15 protein-coding genes are annotated in these 17257 nt (G+C 73.7%); 7 read left to right on the top strand and 8 right to left on the bottom strand.

All coding sequences use genetic code 11. The features are described from left to right. Positions 1 to 35: 35 nt before the first annotated feature. Together OIE69_RS22230 and OIE69_RS22235 are read right to left on the bottom strand one after the other, a co-directional pair. Positions 36 to 2483 (bottom strand): SpoIIE family protein phosphatase, encoded by a 2448-nt coding sequence (locus OIE69_RS22230; protein ID WP_326574861.1) that lies wholly within the window; start codon positions 2481 to 2483, stop codon positions 36 to 38. A gap of 115 nt (positions 2484 to 2598) precedes the next feature. Beyond that, positions 2599 to 3375 (bottom strand): SDR family NAD(P)-dependent oxidoreductase, encoded by a 777-nt coding sequence (locus tag OIE69_RS22235; protein WP_089222574.1) that lies wholly within the window; start codon positions 3373 to 3375, stop codon positions 2599 to 2601. A gap of 734 nt (positions 3376 to 4109) precedes the next feature. Between OIE69_RS22235 and OIE69_RS22240 the strand changes: the two genes are divergently transcribed. The 6 genes from OIE69_RS22240 (at position 4110) to OIE69_RS22265 (ending at position 9321) form a co-directional block, all read left to right on the top strand. Beyond that, on the top strand, positions 4110 to 5657 hold the full coding sequence (locus OIE69_RS22240) for a sensor histidine kinase (RefSeq protein WP_392567670.1): 1548 nt from the start codon (positions 4110 to 4112) through the stop codon (positions 5655 to 5657). Positions 5658 to 5680: 23 nt separating this feature from the next. Continuing rightward, positions 5681 to 6067, top strand: a complete 387-nt coding sequence (locus tag OIE69_RS22245) for a roadblock/LC7 domain-containing protein (RefSeq protein WP_018558481.1) — start codon at positions 5681 to 5683, stop codon at positions 6065 to 6067. Continuing rightward, positions 6064 to 6423, top strand: a complete 360-nt coding sequence (locus tag OIE69_RS22250; protein WP_089222571.1) for a DUF742 domain-containing protein — start codon at positions 6064 to 6066, stop codon at positions 6421 to 6423. The genes OIE69_RS22245 and OIE69_RS22250 overlap by 4 nt, the downstream gene beginning before the upstream one ends. After that, entirely contained in the window at positions 6404 to 7030 is a 627-nt protein-coding gene (locus OIE69_RS22255; RefSeq protein ID WP_326574868.1) for a GTP-binding protein, read from the top strand. The genes OIE69_RS22250 and OIE69_RS22255 overlap by 20 nt, the downstream gene beginning before the upstream one ends. Positions 7031 to 7510: 480 nt before the next feature. Further along, positions 7511 to 8647 (top strand): selina-4(15),7(11)-diene synthase, encoded by a 1137-nt coding sequence (locus OIE69_RS22260; protein WP_326574870.1) that lies wholly within the window; start codon positions 7511 to 7513, stop codon positions 8645 to 8647. A 239-nt stretch (positions 8648 to 8886) separates the two neighbouring features. Continuing rightward, positions 8887 to 9321 (top strand): GNAT family N-acetyltransferase, encoded by a 435-nt coding sequence (locus OIE69_RS22265; RefSeq protein ID WP_326574872.1) that lies wholly within the window; start codon positions 8887 to 8889, stop codon positions 9319 to 9321. Positions 9322 to 9366: 45 nt separating this feature from the next. Here OIE69_RS22265 and OIE69_RS22270 read toward each other — a convergent pair whose 3' ends face one another. The 4 genes from OIE69_RS22270 to OIE69_RS22285 form a co-directional block, all read right to left on the bottom strand. Further along, entirely contained in the window at positions 9367 to 10593 is a 1227-nt protein-coding gene (locus tag OIE69_RS22270; RefSeq protein ID WP_326574874.1) for a S8 family peptidase, read from the bottom strand. A gap of 46 nt (positions 10594 to 10639) precedes the next feature. Next, positions 10640 to 11800 carry a glycosyltransferase 87 family protein gene (locus tag OIE69_RS22275; RefSeq protein ID WP_326574876.1) on the bottom strand — a complete coding sequence of 387 codons (1161 nt, stop codon included), beginning with the start codon at positions 11798 to 11800 and terminating at the stop codon, positions 10640 to 10642. Continuing rightward, entirely contained in the window at positions 11797 to 13110 is a 1314-nt protein-coding gene (gene mptB, locus OIE69_RS22280; protein WP_326574877.1) for a polyprenol phosphomannose-dependent alpha 1,6 mannosyltransferase MptB, read from the bottom strand. The genes OIE69_RS22275 and mptB overlap by 4 nt, the downstream gene beginning before the upstream one ends. A 99-nt stretch (positions 13111 to 13209) precedes the next feature. Continuing rightward, the gene (locus tag OIE69_RS22285) at positions 13210 to 13572 is read right to left on the bottom strand and encodes a hypothetical protein (protein ID WP_326574879.1); all 363 of its coding nucleotides are present in this window, start codon (positions 13570 to 13572) and stop codon (positions 13210 to 13212) included. 227 nt (positions 13573 to 13799) lie between these two features. On the opposite strand from OIE69_RS22285, the gene OIE69_RS22290 reads away from it, so the two are divergent. Beyond that, complete coding sequence (locus OIE69_RS22290) at positions 13800 to 14966, top strand: DUF2786 domain-containing protein (protein ID WP_326574881.1); 1167 nt, start codon at positions 13800 to 13802, stop codon at positions 14964 to 14966. Between the two features lie 160 nt (positions 14967 to 15126). Here OIE69_RS22290 and OIE69_RS22295 read toward each other — a convergent pair whose 3' ends face one another. Both OIE69_RS22295 and OIE69_RS22300 read right to left on the bottom strand, forming a co-directional pair. Next, the gene (locus tag OIE69_RS22295; RefSeq protein WP_326574883.1) at positions 15127 to 15639 is read right to left on the bottom strand and encodes a pyridoxamine 5'-phosphate oxidase family protein; all 513 of its coding nucleotides are present in this window, start codon (positions 15637 to 15639) and stop codon (positions 15127 to 15129) included. Positions 15640 to 15657: 18 nt separating this feature from the next. Then, entirely contained in the window at positions 15658 to 17187 is a 1530-nt protein-coding gene (locus OIE69_RS22300; protein WP_326581342.1) for a vWA domain-containing protein, read from the bottom strand. Positions 17188 to 17257: the final 70 nt, after the last annotated feature.

The following is a 17257-nucleotide window of genomic DNA, read 5'->3' on the forward strand; positions in this document are numbered from 1 at the left end:
CCGGGGCGGCGTCATGGCCGGAGCAGGCCGGACGTTCAGGACCGCGGGATGTCCGGAATCTCCTGCTCCGCCCAGATCAGCTTGCCGTCGGCGGTGTAGCGGGTGCCCCACCGGCGGGTGAGCTGGGCGACGAGGAAGAGCCCGCGGCCGCCCTCGTCGGTGGTCCGGGCGTGCCGCAGCCGCGGCACGGTGTTGCTGCCGTCGTAGACCTCGCAGATGAGGACCGACTGCCGGATCATCCGCAGCCGGATCGGCCCCGAGGCATGCCGGATGGCGTTGGTGACCAGCTCGCTGACGACCAGTTCGGTGGTCGTCCGCAGCTCCTCCAGGCCCCACTCGGCGAGTTGGCGGCCGGCCAGCGCGCGGGCCTCGCTGACGACCACCGGGTCGACCGGCAGGTCCCAGGCGGCGAACCGGTCCGGGGCGAGCGCGTGCGTACGGGCGACGAGCAGGGCCACGTCGTCGGTGGGCGGACCGGGCAGCAGGCGCTCCAGCACGCCCGAGCACAGGTCCTGCAGCGGCAGTTCCGGATGGGCCAGGGCGCGCGCGAGCCGGTCGAGGCCGACGTCCACGTCCTCGCCGAAGGTCTCGATCAGGCCGTCGGTGTAGAGGGCGATGACGCTGCCCTCGGCCAGTTCGAGTTCGGCGGACTCGAAGGGCATGGCGCCGAGGCCGAGCGGCGGTCCCGCGGGCAGCTCGGCGAAGGTGACCCGGCCACTGGGGTCGGCGACCGCCGGTGGCGGATGCCCGGCGCGGGCCATGGTCAGCCGGCGGGTCACCGGGTCGTAGACCGCGTAGAGGCAGGTGGCGCCGGTGACGGTGGCGGCCACGGACGGGTCGGCGCTCTCCTCCTCGGTGAGCCGCATGATGAGGTCGTCCAGGTGCGCCAGCAGTTCGTCGGGCGGCAGGTCCATGTCGGCGAGGGTGTGGACGGCCGTCCGCAGGCGCCCCATCGTCGCCGCCGCGGTGAGGCCGTGCCCGACGACGTCCCCGACCACCAGCGCGATCCGCGCCCCGGACAGCGGGATGACGTCGAACCAGTCGCCGCCCACGCCGTCCTGGATGTCGGTGGGCAGATAACGGGAGGCGACCTCCAGCGCCGTGCCGCCGGGCAGCGTCTGGGGCAGCAGGCTGCGCTGCAGGGTGAGCGCCGCCTCGTGCTCGCGGGTCCAGCGCCGGGCGTTGTCCACGCACACCGCTGCGCGGGCCACGAGTTCCTCCGCGAGCAGCAGGTCGTCCTGCTCGAAGGGGTTGGGGCGCCGGTGCCGGATGAAGGTCACCACGCCGAGGACGGTGCCCCGGGCCCGCAACGGCACCCACATCACCGACCGCATCCCGAACTCGCGGATCTTGGCCGCCCGGGCCGGGTCGTCGGTGAGCCAGGACGCCCGGTCGATGGCGATGTCGCCCTCCACCTCGGACCGGCCGGTGGTCATGCAGCGCACATGCGGGGAGGTGTCGCCGGCGTTGATCCGCTCGCCGGGCGCGACGATCGACTCGGGGGTGCCCGGGTGCACCGAGCGCATCCCGGCGCGGCACAGCGGCACCCCGCCCAGCCCGCCGCCGGACGGCGGCTCGCCGCCGCGCAGCACCGGTTCCAGCAGGTCGACGGTGACGAAGTCGGCGAGCCGCGGGACGGACACGTCGGCCAGTTCCTGGGCGGTGCGGGTGACGTCCAGGGTGCTGCCGATGCACGCCCCGGCCTCGTTGAGCAGCGCGAGCCTGCCCCGGGCGCGCCACCGGTCGGTGACGTCCATGGCCATGTAGCAGACGCCCATCGCCCGGCCCTCGGCGTCGTCCAAGCGGTAGAAGGAGGTGGAGAAGGACCGTTCGTGGTACGGGGAGGCGAGCGTCCAGCCCTGGAACTCGTGGTCGATCGCCGGCTCACCGGTCAGCAGCACCTGGCGCATGATGTCCTCCAGCGCCCCGGTGTCCATCCCGGGCAGGGCGTCGGCCAGGCGCATCCCGATGCGGCGCTCGCGCGGTACGCCGCCGAAGTGTTCCAGGGTGTCGTTGAGCCACACGTACCGCAGATCGGGGCTGAGCACGGCCATGCCGATCGGGGACCGGGTGAGGAAGCCCTCCAGGATGGCGCTGCTCACCGCCCAGGACGGTGTCCTGGCCAGGTCGATCGCCGACACCAGCCAGCGCTCCTGCCCGTCGGGCGCCGTCAGGGCGGACACCCGCAGGCCCACCTCGATCCGCCGTCCGTCGCGGTGCCGGGCGGCCACCAGACCGCCCCAGATGTCGTGGTCGCGCCACTGGGCGGCCAGCTCCACGGCCTCGGCGGCCTGCCCGGGCGAGGCCAGCAGCAGCGTGGCGGGGCGGTGCAGCGCCTCCGCGGAGGGATAGCCCAGCAGGTGCTCCGCGGCGGTCGTCCAGCCGACGATCGTGCCCATGCCGTCGATCAGCGCGGACGCGGCGTAGGCGAGGTCGAACGGCGCCTTCGCCGGCGCCGCCGCGCCTCTCTCCGGCGTGACCATCTGGGGCGTCCCATGTCCGCGGATACGTGTCTTCAATGCTAGGACGTCCCGCCCCCGGGGGCTCCCCGCGCCGGAGCGGCCGCGGGCCCTGCCCTCGCCCCGGCTCCCGCGCCGCTCAGGGCAGCGGCTCCGGGGGGAGGGGAGGCGCGGGGCGCAGTGCGTGCAGTCCGCCGTCGACCGGGAGCGCGGTGCCGGTGACCGCGGCGGCCGAGGGCCCGGCGAGGTAGGCGACGGCGTCGGCGACCTGCTGGGCGGTGACCAGGCGCCCGCTGGGCTGGCGGGCCTGGAGGGCGGCCCGCTCGGCCGCCGGGTCGGGGGCGGACGCGATCAGCCGCTCCACCCAGGGCGTGTCGACGGTGCCGGGGGTGACGCAGTTGACCCGGACGCCCTCCGCCAGGTGGTCGGCGGCCATCGCCAGGGTGAGCGCGAGGACGGCGCCCTCGCTCGCCGCGTACAGCGCCTGGCGCGGGAGCCCGGCGGTGGCGGTGACCGAGGAGATGTTGACGATCGACGCGTACGGGGAGCGGCGCAGGAACGGCAGCGCGGCCCGGCTCGCCCGGACCACGCCGAGGAGGTTGATCTCCAGGACCCGGCGCCACTCGCCGTCCGGGTTCTCCTCCACGGTGCCGACGGCCCCGGTCCCCGCGTTGTTGACCAGGATGTCCAGCCCGCCCAGGTCCTCCACGGCCCGGCCGACCGCCCAGCGCACGGACGCGTCGTCGGCCATGTCGGCGGCGAGCGCGTGCACGTGCCCCGGTGCCCGGCCGGGGGCCTGGTCCAGCACGGCGACCCGTGCGCCGCGCGCCGCCAGCGTCTCCGCCGTGGCGAGCCCGATCCCGGTGGCGCCGCCGGTGACGATCGCGGCGAGCCCCTGCAGTTCCCGGGCCGTCATCGGACGTCCCCTGTCCCCGCGCGCGTGACATTGCTCCCCGAGGGGGCCGCGCGCAAGTACCTGTCACTCTTCCGGGTGAAGCGAATTTTTGCGCGCCTCCCGGGTCCCGCGGTCCGGCCGCACCGCGCGCGACGGGACGGCGCCCGCCGGGGTCGCACCACTCTGCCCCCGGGGGACCCGCCGTACCGCCCGGGCAGACCTTGGGGAGCCGGCCGCACGGCGGGGGCCCCGGCATTCTCCGCGGACGCCGCCCGAACCGCCCGCCACCCTTGCGGGGCCTGGCCGGGGCGCGTCTCGTGGGGGCCGCGTGACGTGCGCAAGCGGCGCTCCGGGGCCCTCGCGGAGGCGGCCCGCCATGCGTGTTCCTGCTCGCTCATGGGGGCCTCCCGGGGCGCGGGGACCGGCGTCGGAGTCGATCGAGCCATCCTTGGTCAAACAGTTTATATCGGTCATTGCTCATGATCGAATCGTGGCCGCACAGATGGTGCGGGAGCGTCCGGGAGGGGTTTGCGTCGACGCGCAAGAACCGATAACCATACGTCAATCGGCATGTGCCAAGGGCATCATGATGCGGCATCAGCCATGAATGGAAGCGGCTATGCTACTTGCGGCTCAGCGTGTTGTAGCAATTACGCCAGGTCAGGCACGGCCTGCTGGTTGCCCACTCCGTTGATGCCGCAATCCGCTGCTCGTGCCGTGTTCGTTCCATGACTAGCGATCACCTGAGGATGCTGATGGTTCGTGCTGGATCGTCCCCCGGAGACCACCGGCCCACCGCTACGTCCGCGTGGTTATTTCCGGTCGTCATAGTCGCGGCGGTCGCGACCGTTGCCGTATGGACCGTCCCCTCGTCCGCCAGGATGGCGGTGCTCTGGTGCGGTGTGACCGCCACGGTGGCCATCGCCGTCCTCGCCGTCGAGGTCGCGCGCCGAGGGCACCTGAACGCGGAGCTCCGTGCCGAAGTGGCCCGGCACGACGTCGAGTTGCGGTACCGGCTGGCTCAGCAGGAGGCCGAGACCGTACGTCTCGCCAAGGAACAGCTGCCCGACGCCATGGCGAGGCTCCAGCGCGGTGAGTTCCTCGAGGACGTGCTCAAGAGCGTCGAGACCCGCACCGAGGGCCTCACAGCCGAGTTCCACAGCGCGCACCAGGCCGTTCTCCACTCCGTCCTCACGGCCGTCTCCGCCGAGGAGGACATCCGGGAGTCCTCGCAGCGCGCCTTCGTGAACATCGCCCGCCGTGTGCAGGCCATCGTCCACCAGCAGGCCAGTGCCCTGCGGGAGATGGAGGACCGCCACGGCCAGAGCCCCGACGTCTTCGGCGACCTGCTCCGCCTCGACCACGGCACCGCCCTGATCGGCCGTCTCGCCGACAGCATCGCCGTCCTCGGAGGCGCCCGCCCCGGACGTCAGTGGAGCAAGGCGGTTCCCCTCTTCAGCGTGCTGCGCGGCGCGATGTCGCGGATCACCGACTACCAGCGGGTCGAGCTGCACTCGGTCTCCGAGGTCGCGATCGTCGGCACCGCGGTCGAACCGCTGATCCACGCTGTCGCCGAGCTGCTCGACAACGCCACCCGTTACTCACCGCCGCAGACCCGGGTCCATCTGACCGCGGTCGAGGTGCAGTCGGGCATCGCGATCGAGATCGAGGACGGCGGGGTCAGCCTGAGCGAGGAGGCCCGGCAGCGGGCCGAGCAGATGCTCGCCCAGGCGCAGGCCGGCATGGACCTCAACGGCCTCGGCGAGACGCCCCGGCTGGGCCTGGCCGTCGTGGGCCGTCTGTCGAAGGCCTACGGATTCCAGGTCTCGCTGCGGACCTCCGCCTACGGCGGTGTACGCGCGGTCCTGATCGTCCCGCAGGACCTGATCACCACCACCACCAACGCGACGGGGCTGGCGCACGGCATCGGTGCCGCCTCCGGTCCGCGGTCCGTCCCGGCGCCCCGCGCCGGTTCCGACCCGGGTTCCGGATCCGACACCAAACGAAGCACGGGGCCCCAGGCTTCGGCCCCCGTGATGGCCGACATGGCGGACGACACCCCCGTCGTCCACGAGCGCACCTCGAACGGGCTGCCCCAGCGGCGTCGGCGCACCCCGCCGCCCGCCCCCGCGGGCTCTGCGTCCCCCGCCGGTTCCGTCACCGCTTCCCGTGCCGAACCACCGGCGCAGGAGCCGGTGCAGCCCGGCATGTGGTTGGCCGCCTTCCAGAGCGGCGTGTCAGGAGAGACGCCCGCTGCCGCTCCCGTCAGCAACAGTGACGAGTCGTTAGATAAGGGTGAGTAGCCGTGATTCAGCAGCGGGCCAACATGGACTGGATGCTCAAGGACCTGGCGACCAGCGTTCCGCAGACCCGCCAGGTGGTGGTGCTCTCCGCGGACGGCTTGCGCATGGCCCAGTGGGGTGCCGACACGGACGCGGCCGACCGGATCGCCGCGGCCTGTGCGGGTCTGCAGAGCCTGGCGGCGGCCGTCGCCACGGAGTTCCCGCAGGGTGACGGCCGCATGAGGCTGGTCGTGATCGAGATGTCGGGCGGTTTCTTCTACCTGATGGCGGCCGGTGCCGGGGCGTACCTCGCCGTACTCGCCGACGAGGGAGTCGATGCCGGACTGATGGGGCAGCGGATGCGTGATCTCGTGGCGCGCATCGGTGAGCACCTGAGCAGTCCGCCGCGCAGTGACGAGCAGGCCGGATGAGCGAATCGGGTCAAGGATGGGAGGAAGGAAGCCCCGAGCGGCTCTACGTGATCACGGGAGGCCGGAGCGGGGGATCCGAGACTTCCACCCTCGACCTGGTCACGCTGGTCCGGGCGCGTACCGGACCGCCGCCGGGGATGCCACCGGAGCAGGCGGCGATTGTGCGACTGTGCAGTTCGCCCCTCTCCGTGGCCGAGATCTCCGCGTACCTCAATCTTCCGGTCAGCGTCGTGACGGTGCTCCTCACCGACCTGCTGGCCGAGAAAAGGGTGGAGGCGCGTTCGCCGATCCCACCCGCCAACCTTCCCGACGTCGCTCTTATTGAGGCGGTGATGCATGGACTTGAGAAGCTCTGACCCCCTCGTCGTCGCCGGGCCACGGAGCGAGGACGCACTGCCCGAAACCGCCACCGCCGCGGTCAAGATAGTGATCGTCGGGGGTTTCGGGGTCGGCAAGACGACCCTGGTCCGATCGGTGAGTGAGATCCGGCCGTTGACGACCGAGGAGACCATGACCCAGGCGGGTGTCGGCGTAGACGACACCGCCGGTGTGGAACGCAAGACCGCGACCACCGTGGCCATGGACTTCGGCCGGATCAGCATCAACCGGGAACTGGTGCTGTACCTCTTCGGCACCCCCGGCCAGCAGCGTTTCTGGTTCCTCTGGAACGGGCTCTTCGAGGGTGCGCTGGGCGCGGTCGTGCTCGTCGACACCAGGCGCCTCGAGGTCAGTTTCGATGTCATAGGGCGGCTGGAAGAGCGCGGGGTGCCCTTCGTGGTGGCCATCAACACCTTCCCGGAGGCTCCTCCGCATCCCGTCGAGGAGCTGCGGGCCGCCCTGGACCTGCCCGAGCATGTCCCGATCGTGCACTGCGACGCCCGCAAGCGGGAATCCAGCCGCGACGTGCTGCTCACCCTGATGCGATACCTGCACTCCCTCGCCCTCCCCGCGGAGGCACCGTGACCACCCCACCCCTCGAGTGCCCCGCCCACGCCCCCGGTGCCGCCGGCGTACGACGCCTCTACGAGGCCGAGGCCGACCCGGCCGCAACGCCGATGCCCCCGGTACGGCCGTGCGGGCGCTCCTGGTGGAGTGCAAGGACGAGCCGGCTGCGGCGGTAGCCCCAGCGTCTCATTCTGTGACCCGCGCACGGCGGGCGCACGGGCGGATGCGCCCGTGCGCCCGCCGTGCGCCTCTGTGTATCCGGAGAGCCCTTCGCGCCAGGCCACGGCGCGCGCGTGCGCCGACGGCGCACCCGGCGCACACCCGGCGCAAGCACCGCGTGGGCCAACACGCGTTCACATGGCGAGATTTGGCCACTTGACTGCATGGCCATATGCCGGAGTAATGGTCGCTGTAAATGATCCACTCGAGTTCCGCTTGGGCATGTGCCAGGCGCAACTGCTGGTGGTCATAGGGTTGACAACTGAGAGGTGACCGTCAGTGGGGCCCGACCTGATAGTTCCACCGATCTACTCTCCGCTCAGTCCGGCCATCCATCCCAGCCACGCCGCCATCGACGCGCGGACCGCCGAATGGGCCGACCACTACTCCATAGGCTCCGACGCGCTCCGCAGCCACCTCGTGCAGCACGACATCGGAACCTTCGCGGCGCGGATCCTCCCGGACGGCCGCGAGGAAGTCATCTCGATCACCGCGGACTTCATCATCTGGCTCTTCGGTGTCGACGACGGCTACTGCGAGGAAGGCGACATCGGGACCCGGCCGGGCGATCTCATGGGCGCGCTCTCCCGCCTGCTGCGCGTCGCCCAGAACCCCGAAGTCACCATGCTGGCGGAGGACCCGCTGGCACAGGGACTGCGGGACCTCCGCTACCGGATGGACGTGTACGGCACTCCCGGCCAGGTCGCCCGCTGGGTCGACGCCCTGCGCGAGTACTTCTCCTCCGTCGTGTGGGAGTCGTCCTTCAGGAGTCGCGGCGCCGTACCGGACCTCAACGACTACACACTCATGCGAATCTACGACGGCGCCACGTCCGTGATGATGCCGCTGCTGGAGATGGGGCACGGCTACGAACTCCAGCCGCTGGAGAGGGACCTCACCGCCGTACGCGCCACGGCCGAGATGGCGTACTTCATCATCTGCTGGGACAACGACATCTTCTCGCACCACAAGGAGAAGCGGGCCGGTGGCTTCTACCTGAACGCGGTGCGGGTGCTCGCCGAGGAGCGAGGGCTTTCGCAGGACAAGGCGCTCACCCTCGCCATCGCACAGCGCGATCGCGTGATGAACCTCTTCCTCCGCGTCACGGAACATCTGCGAATCTTCGGCAGCCCGCAGCTGCGCCAGTTCCTCGACAGCCTCGGCCACTTCATACGCGGGGCCCAGGACTGGGGCGTCAGCTCGGTCCGCTACACCACACCCGACGATCCGGCGAACCTCCCCTCGACCTTCTGCGACACACCCAGCGACGACAGTCTGGATCCGCTGGACATCCCGGCGATCGCGTGGTGGTGGGACCTGCTTCCCGACAGGGACCCGTCCCGTTCGCCACACGAGTTCACCCAGGCGGCAACCGTCGACTCCTTCATACACCCGATCGCCCAGCGCACGGCGTAGGTTTCCGCGAAAGAAGAGGAGTCCACCACGGCCGTGCCGCACCCCGACCGGTTGCCGACAGCGGTCGAGGCCAGGGAGCGGGCCGAGGTCCAGGGTCCGTAGCCGGGGCCGGGGGGAAGTGCGCCGTCTCGCTGATCGCGGAGGCGCACGTCCCCCCGGCCCCGGCTACGTGTTGAACGGCGGGGGAAGTCGATCCGTACCGGCGGGCGGCGGGCGCCGGCGCCTCCTAGGATCACGCCATGGAACTGACGTTCGTGGACGTGAAGCCTGGTGAACCGGCCATGACCGCTGAAGTCGGGCCGCTGATCAGGGCGTTGAGGCCGGCGCTGACCGCCGACGGATTCGCCGCCTTCGCCGCGGAGGCGCACGATCAGGGCGTGGTCTTCACGGCGGCTCTGGACGCGCGGGAGCGTTACCTGGGGGTGGCCACGCACCGGGTGCTGACCACCAGCAGGGGGCGGACGCTGCTCGTCGACGACATGGTCACGGCGCTGGACGCGCGGGGCGCGGGGGTCGGCACGCGGTTGCTGGCGGAGGTGGAGACCAGGGCCCGGGCGGCGGGCTGCGAGCGGCTGGAACTGGACGCCGGCGTCGCCAACCACGGGGCGCACCGCTTCTACCACGCACGCCGCATGGCGATCACGGCGCTGCACTTCGCGCGCGAACTCACGTGAGGGGGGCGGCAGGCGCGGCAGGGCGGCGCGGCCCGGCGCCGCCCCTCAGAGGTTGCCGGTGAAGGCCACCAGCTGCGGGGTGCCCCATGGTTCGGGGACCGTGGAACGGGTGGCGTGGTCGAGCAGCCACTTCTTCAGCGCCTCGAAGCCGGCGTCCCCGTAGGTGTCCTTGTAGAGCGCGGCGATACCGGTGACGTGGGGGGCCGCCATCGAGGTGCCGCTCATGATCGCGTAGAGCCCGTTGGGGAAGGCGGAGGCGATGTCGACGCCGGGCGCGTTCAGGTTGACGCAGCTGCCGAAGTTGCTGAACGGCGCCCGGTGGTCGGCCCGGTCGGTCGCGGCGACGGTGAAGGCCTCCGTGGCGCTCGCCGGGGAGATGGCGCAGGAGCTGACGTCGTCGTTGCCGGCCGCGACGACCGGGAAGACCCCGGAGCCGGCCAGCGCGTCCAGGCTCTCGTTCATCGTCGGGGAGTACAGCCCGCCCAGCGAGATGTTGGCCACGGCGGGCCGCACCGCGTGCCGGGCCACCCAGTTGATCCCGGCGATGATCCCGGAGTTCGGGCCGCGCGCCTCGCAGTCCAGCACCCGCACGGAGACCAGCGAGACGGCGCGGGCGATGCCGGTGTGCGCGCCGCCCACCGTGCCGGCGACGTGCGTGCCGTGGCCGGCGCAGTCCGCGGCGTTCCGGTCGTCCTCCATCTCGTCGATGCCGGGCTTGGCGCGGCCGCCGAACTCGGGGTGGGTGAAGTCGATTCCGCTGTCGATGATGTACGCGGTGACCTTGGCGCCGGTCGCCCGTACGGTGAAGCCGTGGGCGGCCGGGGCGCGGTTGTTCACCCGCTCCAGGCCCCAGAAGCGCCCGGTGCCGGCCGGGGGCGCGCCGACCGGCAGCCGGCGGCCGGTCGCCACCGGGACCCGGTCCTCCGCGGGCAGGGTGACGGTGCTGTCCTGCTCGACGCCGCGCACCGAGGGCAGGGCCCTCACCCGCGCCAACTGCCGTCCGGTGAGCGGGGCGGCGAAGCCCCGCATCACCCGGTCGTAGACGTGGGCCGGGGTGATCCCGGCCGCGCTCGCGACGGAGGAGGGGTCGCTGCCCGGGGCCAGGGTGACGATGTAGCGGCCGGGGATGGAGTTCGGCGCTCCCACGCCGAGCAGGGGTGCCAGGGCGGCGGGGGAGTGCGCCTGCGCGGGGGACGACGTGGGGAGGGCGGCCAGAGCGGGGACGGCGGTCATCAGCACTGCGGCGAACGTCCGGCGCAGGGACACACGCATGCGTCGATCTCCTCGGGGCTCGGCGGACAGCACGGCCGACGGGCCGTCAGCCGGCCCTCTCTCCCACCCTGTCAGCCAGGATCGGACGCGGGCGCGCCTTGGTACGCCATCCGGGCCGGGGCGCGACGAGCAGCCCCAGACCGATCCACACGTAGGCGCTGCCGCCCACGAGTGCGCCCACGCCGCCGGTGCCGGGGTCGCCCCGCCACAGCCACACGAGGCTGCTGCAGAGCAGGACGTAACTGCCGACGGACGCGACCACCAGGCCGCGGGTCCGCAACCTCAGCGCCTCGCCGGCCAGCACCGCCAGCGCGGGGATCATCCACACCAGGTGGTGCACCCAGGTCACCGGGCTGACCAGACAGGCCGTCACACCCGTGAGGGCGGCGCCCGTCACCACGTCGGCCCGGCGGACCCTGTACGCCCACACCGCCAGCACCGCGACGACGGCCACCGCCCACACCCATGTGGGGGCGTCGAGCCGGGCGAAGGTGCCGCGCAGCGACTGGTTGGAGGCGTACGACAGCGAGCCGACGCGGTCGGTGTCCCACATCGCCCGGGTCCAGAAGTCCCTGGACGCGCCGGGCGCGACCGCCGCCGCCAGCAGCGTCGCCGCGGCCGCGGTGGCGGTCGCGGCGAGCCCGGCGCGGCGGTGCCCGGCGAGCAGCAGCCACCCGATGAACAGGGCGGGCGTCAGCTTCACGGCGGCGGCGAGGCCGATCGCGCAGCCGGCCCAGAGGCTGCCGCGGCGCAGCAGTTCGGTGTCGGCGAGCACCAGGGCGAGCAGGACGAGGTTGACCTGCCCGAAGGTGAAGGTGTCGTGGACCGGTTCCAGGAGCGACATCAGGCACACGGCCAGCACCATCGCGTACCAGGGGGTCCAGCCCTCGCGGCGCACGACCGGCCACACCGTCCACCACAGGACGGCCCCCGCCGCGCAGATGTTGACCGTGGCCGCGAGGACGACGGCCGCGGGCCAGGTCAGCAGGGTCAGCGGCAGCATGCACAGCGCGGCGAACGGCGGGTAGGTGAAGCCGTACGTGGTGCCGGGGCTGAGGTAGTCGTAGACGCCGACGCCGTCGTGCACCCAGGCGTTGACGGTGCCCCAGTAGACGCCGAGGTCGAACCAGTGCCGGTGCAGGGGCACGGTCGCCAGGAACAGCGCGGTCGCGGCCACGGCGGCGGCCGCCGTCACGATCCGCCTCATGAGGCGAGCGCGGGACGGACGAGCCGGACCAGCCGCATCGCGGCGAGGGGCAGCAGCGCGAGGGCCGCACCCGTGGCCGCCAGGGCGATCTGACGGGGTGTCGCGGCGAACCCGCTGGGCAGCACCGCGAGGGCCAGCACCGCGCTGGCGAGCGCGGCGAGCCGCCGCACCCGGCCGTCGGGGGCGGCCACGGCGAGCGGCACGAGCCCCCACAGCAGGTACCAGGGGCGGATCGCCGGGCCCAGCAGCGCCACCGCGAGCAGGCTGATGCCGAGGGCGTACACCGGCCCGAGCCGCTCGCGGAAGAACCACACGGCGGCGATGACGAGCGCGGCGGCGGCCATGCCGAGCAGCCGCCAGACGTCCGGGGTGCCGATGAACCGGCCCAGGACGTTGACCAGGGACCAGTTGGAGGCGGAGGCGGGCGTGGTCAGCGCGCCGATCCAGCCGTAGCCGACGCCCGTGACGGCGGTGACCGCCACGGTGGCCGCGCCGGCGACCGCCGCCGTGGCCGCCCCGGCGCGCGCCAGGCGCCAGCGGCCCTCCAGCTGCTCCGCCCACAGGCTGGCCACGACCAGCAGTCCGAGGGCGGCGGGTGCCTTGACCAGGGCGGCCAGGGTCACCAGCGCGGCGGCCGGTATCGGACGGCGGGCCAGCGCCGCGCCCAGGCCCGCACCGAGCAGGCCGAGCATGACGGCGTCGTTGTGCGCCCCCGCCACCAGGTGCAGCAGCACCAGGGGGTTGAGCGCCCCGAGCCACACGGCCCCGGCCGGGTCCGCGCCGCAGCGCCGTGCGAGCCGCGGCAGCAGGGTCGCGAGGAGGGCCACGCCCAGCAGTGCCAGCGCCCGCATCCCGATGACCCCGGCGTGTGCTCCGTAGCGTGCCAGCGCCAGGAACGCGGGGCCGTACGGCGCCGGGCTGTTCCGCCAGATCGCCGGCACCTCGGCGGCCGCGGTGCCCCCGAGCACGCTCGGCCCGTGCGTGTAGACGTCGATGCCCGCGTTCACCATCGCGCCCTGCGCCAGGTAGCTGTAGACGTCCCTGCTGAACAGCGGCGGCGCCAGCAGCAGGGGTGCCGCCCACACGGCGAAGGTCGTGAGCAGGGCGCGGATCGACGGCGGCCGGGGCCCGCGCACCAGCCGGCCGAGCTGCCACCACGCCGCGACGAGCAGGCCGAGGCCGAAATACGCGACCAGCAGTCCGGCCGCCGCCTCCCCGTGCGGCAGCGCGATCCCGTCCCGTACCGGCAGCGCCCCCGCGGCGCTGCCGCCGACCGCCAGCGCGGCGGTACCGGCCAGTCCGAGAGCCATCGTGCGAGTCACCTCCGCACGCTCCCATCACCGGATGTCCGCCGGACGACCGGCGGGCGACCGGTGGATGACCGGCCCGGACGCGCGGCGCCCGGTTCGTCACGGTGAGGGCATGTTCACACCCGGGGAACGCGCCCGTGTCCAGGCCGCCGTGCCCGGCACCGGCACGTGGGCGAGCCGGTCGAGCAGGGCGAGTTCCCTCGCCTCGTCCCCGAGGGGTAAGACGGGGGAGAGCAGGACGAGGGGCCCGGAGAACTCGCCGAGGGCCGTCATCTCGAGGGCGATGTCGGCGCGCAGGCCGTGCCCGGCGACGACGTCGCAGCCGGTGCCGGCGGCGATCCGGCCCAAGAGGCGGGCGTGGTTCCCGATCGACAGGTCCCGGGGCGCGGGGCCGCGCCCGTGGCCGGGCGGGGTGACGGCCACCAGGCCGAGTCCGGCGTCCGCGGGGGCGGGCTCGGCCATGACGTCGGCGTGGAACTCGGCCGTGCACAGGGCGCCCGGTGCGGCGTCGTGCGGTCCGGTCGTGCGGATGTCCCAGCCCGCGCGCCGGCTGTCGGCTTCACGGCTCCACGCCCTGGCCCGGTCCGCGCGGGCGGGTGGGCACCGCGCTCCGTACGCGGCGCGTCGGTGCGCGCGGGCGGGTGGGCACCGTGCTCCGTACGCGGCGTGTCGGTGCGATCCTGAACCCCGTGCGAGATGCGATGACGGTGGTCGAGGCGGCGTTCTCCGGCGCCCTGGGGGCGGCGGAGGGGGACGTCGAGACGGCGCTGGACGCCGGGGCGTCGGCCATGGCGGCGGCGGAGGCCGGCTGGGACGAGGTCGGCCGGGCGGTGGTGACCGCCGTGGGCGGACTGCTGCGGGGCTGCCGGGCGCGCGGCTGGCAGGACGCGGACGTGCTGCGGATGGTGCGCCGCGAACTGCGCCCCGAGCACGTGCGGCTCGCCGGGCGGCTGACCGCGGACGGCGGCGGCGACCCGACGGGCCTCCTGACGGCGTACGGGGCGGCGGAGCGGCTGGACCGCTTCACGGTGGCGACGGCCGTGCTGGAACTCGTCCGCCTGCTGGGGCGGCTGCCCGGCATCACCCCGCTGGCCGCGCCCGCCGCGGCGTCCGGCGGCACGGGCCACCCGATGCTGCGGCGGATCAGGGCGCTGCTGGCGAAGGCGGAGTCCACGGCCTTCCCGGAGGAGGCGGAGGCGCTGAGCGCGAAGGCCCAGCACCTGATGGCGCGGCACAGCGTGGACGAGGCGCTGGTCGCGGGCACGGCGCCGGGCGGCGGCCCGGGCGCGCGGCGGATCGGCGTGGACCGCCCCTACGAGGCGCCGAAGGCCCTGCTCCTGGACGCGGTCGCGGAGGCGAACCGCTGCCGTGCCGTCTGGTCGGCGGAGTTCGGCTTCTCGACCGTCGTGGGCTGGGAGGCCGACCTGGAGGCCGTGGAGGTGCTGTACACGTCCCTGCTGGTGCAGGCCGAGGCGGCCATGCGCGGCGGCGGCACCCCGGGACCGGCCGCGCGTCGCCCGCGCCGCAAGGGCGGCAGGGGCGGCGACCTGTCGCGGGACTTCCGCGAGTCCTTCCTCATCGCCTACGCGGGCCGCGTCGGTGAGCGCCTGGCCGCCGCCTCCCGCGACGCGACGGAGGAGGCCGCGCAGGCCACCGGTGCCACGGAGGTCCTCCCCGCGCTGGCCGCCCGCGAGGTCGCCGTCGGCCGCGCCGCCGACGCGATGTTCCCCGACACCCGCACCCAGCGCCTCAGGGGCCGCGACCACGAGGGCTGGGCGCGCGGGACCGCCGCGGCCGACCGCGCCGCCTTCCACGGCCCGGCCCGCCGCGACCGGATCGGCCGTCCCGAGGCGTGAGTGACGCGCTCCCGGCGCGGGTTGGGTGGGGGTGGTGCTGGTGCCGTTGGTTCGGCTGCCGCGCCGCTTTGCGCCCGCGGGGCGCGAGACGGACCCGCACCCACCCACCCACCCACCGGCGGCGACAGTCATGCGCAGGCCGCGTCCCGGCCGGGTCCACCTAGAACAGCCAGCGGGTCTGGCTGTAGGTGGTGCCGCGGGCGTAGGCGAAGGCCGTGGTGGGTTCCACCTCGTACACCAGGGCCTCGTTTCCGCCGCCGACGAAGACCTGGTCGCGTACGTCGAAGTGCCATTCGGAGCCGTACTTGCTCTCGTACGCCTCCGCGATCCGGCGCAGCTGCTTGTCGCTGCGCACGCGCGCCGCCCTGCCCTCGAGCACGATGTCCAGGCCCTCGCCGAGCGCGTTGGTGCCGGTGGTGAGGACGACCCGGGGGTTGCGGTCGAGGTTGCCGGCCTTGCGCTCGTCGGCGCCGGTGCAGAAGTGCAGGGCGTCGTCGAGCCAGACCCCGATCAGCGGGGTGACGTGGGGGCGGCCGTCCGGGCGGACGGTGGTCAGCCAGTAGATCTCGGCGCCGGCCAGGTGTCCGCGGGCGTCGTGCCAGGTCGTGGGGGTCGCGCCGGCGCTGCTGTAGCGGGCGTCGAGCTCGGGCTCGGGTTCCTTCTCTTCTGCCATGTCTCCACTGATACTCCATCAGCCCGCGCGCAGCGCGTACGCGCTGTCGACGGCTTCCGCCAGGTCGCGTACGGCCGGGTCCTCGGTGGTCGCGGCCAGGGCGTGCGCGCGGTCGCCGAGCTCGGCGAGGCCGGGGGCGCCGGGCAGTTGCCCGTCACCGGTGTCGTAGGTGCGCAGCGCGTCGGCGAAGTAAGCGGCGACCGCGTCCACGCGGAGCCTCGGGGACGTGCCGGAGTCCCACAGCCGGCCGGTGAGCCGGTCCGCCTCGACGGCGCCCGCGGCCTCGTGCGGGGAGCGGTCGTGCGGGTCGAGCCAGCGCACGGTGGCCGTGGCGACGTGGCCCCGGGCGCCCGCCTTCAGCCGCACGGCGTAGAGCGCGGTGACGGTGTGGCCGGGGCCGACCTCGCCGCCGTCGACGCGGTCGTCGCGGAAGTCCTCGTCGGCGACGGCGCGGTTCTCGAAGCCGATCAGGCGGTAGCGCTCGACGGTGCGCGGGTCGAAGGAGATCTGGGCCTTGGCGTCGCGGGCGCGCAGGCCGATGTTGACGGGCAGTCGGTCCACGAACAGGGCGCGGGCCTCGGCCGGGGTGGAGACGTACGAGGTGTGGCCGTCGCCCTTGTCGACCAGCCGTTCCATCAGTTCGTCGCCGTACTCGCTGCCGACGCCGACCCCGAAGAGCGCGATGCCGTGCCGTGAGCGGGCCCGGTCGATCCGCTCCAGGAGGGCGTCGGGGTCGGTCTCCCCGGTGTTGGCGAGGGCGTCGGAGAGCAGTACGACCCGGTTGGTGGCCCCGCGCCGGGCGCTCTCCAGGGCGACGTCGTAGCCGGTGCGCAGACCCGCCTCCAGGTTGGTGGAGTCCTCCGGTTCGAGGCGGTCGACGACGGACAGGGCGTGCTCCCGGGCGTCCCCGGCGCCGAGCCGGGTGGCCGGCAGGGCGACCCGCGCGCGGTCGCTGAAGGTCACGACGGCGAGGGAGTCGTCGTCCCGCAGTTCGCCGACCGCGGCGCGCAGCGCCTTCTGGACGAGGTCGAGGCGGCCCGGGTCGCCCATGGAGCCGGAGACGTCCACGACGAAGGTGAGCACGGCCGGCGGCCTGTTCGCCTCGTCCGCGGGGCGGGTGGCGAGGCCGACCCGCAGGAGGGACCAGCCCTCCTCGTCGCCGATGCGGGCGCCGTCGACGGTGACGGAGAAGCCGTCGCCCCGGGGGGCGGGGTAGTCCTGGCGGAAGCTGTTGACGAACTCCTCGTGGCGCACGTCCTCCGGGGAGGGCAGGGAACCCTGGTCGAGCCGCCGCTTGGCATAGCCGTAGGAGGCGGTGTCGACGTCCAGCGCGAAGGTCGACAGCCGCGACGCGTCGGGTGCCCGCTCCGGGCCCCGGTCCTCGCCGGTCTCGCTCCCGTTCCACTGGGGGGCGTCGTCCGCGCCCCGTACGGGACCGGGCCGCTGCGCGCGGTCGCCGCCGCTTCCCCGGTCCGCGTTCGCGCCGCAACCCGTCAGCACGGCTCCGGCCGCCACCGTCGCCAGTACCGCCGCCGTGATCCGCCGCATCACCGTCACCTGCCCTCCCCCGTGGGCGCCCCCTGCGCCTTCTGCGCCTTCTGCGACTGTGACGCAGGAG

The sequence above is a fragment of the Actinacidiphila glaucinigra genome (genome assembly GCF_035918135.1).
Lineage (GTDB): Bacteria > Actinomycetota > Actinomycetes > Streptomycetales > Streptomycetaceae > Actinacidiphila > Actinacidiphila glaucinigra.

Coding starts and splice junctions, on each gene's coding strand:
- OIE69_RS22230 (WP_326574861.1), bottom strand. CDS start 2,483: ATGGTCACGCCGGAGAGAGGCGCGGCGGCGCCGGCGAAGGCGCCGTTC.
- OIE69_RS22235 (WP_089222574.1), bottom strand. CDS start 3,375: ATGACGGCCCGGGAACTGCAGGGGCTCGCCGCGATCGTCACCGGCGGC.
- OIE69_RS22240 (WP_392567670.1), top strand. CDS start 4,110: ATGGTTCGTGCTGGATCGTCCCCCGGAGACCACCGGCCCACCGCTACG.
- OIE69_RS22245 (WP_018558481.1), top strand. CDS start 5,681: ATGGACTGGATGCTCAAGGACCTGGCGACCAGCGTTCCGCAGACCCGC.
- OIE69_RS22250 (WP_089222571.1), top strand. CDS start 6,064: ATGAGCGAATCGGGTCAAGGATGGGAGGAAGGAAGCCCCGAGCGGCTC.
- OIE69_RS22255 (WP_326574868.1), top strand. CDS start 6,404: ATGGACTTGAGAAGCTCTGACCCCCTCGTCGTCGCCGGGCCACGGAGC.
- OIE69_RS22265 (WP_326574872.1), top strand. CDS start 8,887: ATGGAACTGACGTTCGTGGACGTGAAGCCTGGTGAACCGGCCATGACC.
- OIE69_RS22270 (WP_326574874.1), bottom strand. CDS start 10,593: ATGCGTGTGTCCCTGCGCCGGACGTTCGCCGCAGTGCTGATGACCGCC.
- OIE69_RS22275 (WP_326574876.1), bottom strand. CDS start 11,800: ATGAGGCGGATCGTGACGGCGGCCGCCGCCGTGGCCGCGACCGCGCTG.
- mptB (WP_326574877.1), bottom strand. CDS start 13,110: ATGGCTCTCGGACTGGCCGGTACCGCCGCGCTGGCGGTCGGCGGCAGC.
- OIE69_RS22285 (WP_326574879.1), bottom strand. CDS start 13,572: ATGGCCGAGCCCGCCCCCGCGGACGCCGGACTCGGCCTGGTGGCCGTC.
- OIE69_RS22295 (WP_326574883.1), bottom strand. CDS start 15,639: ATGGCAGAAGAGAAGGAACCCGAGCCCGAGCTCGACGCCCGCTACAGC.
- OIE69_RS22300 (WP_326581342.1), bottom strand. CDS start 17,187: ATGCGGCGGATCACGGCGGCGGTACTGGCGACGGTGGCGGCCGGAGCC.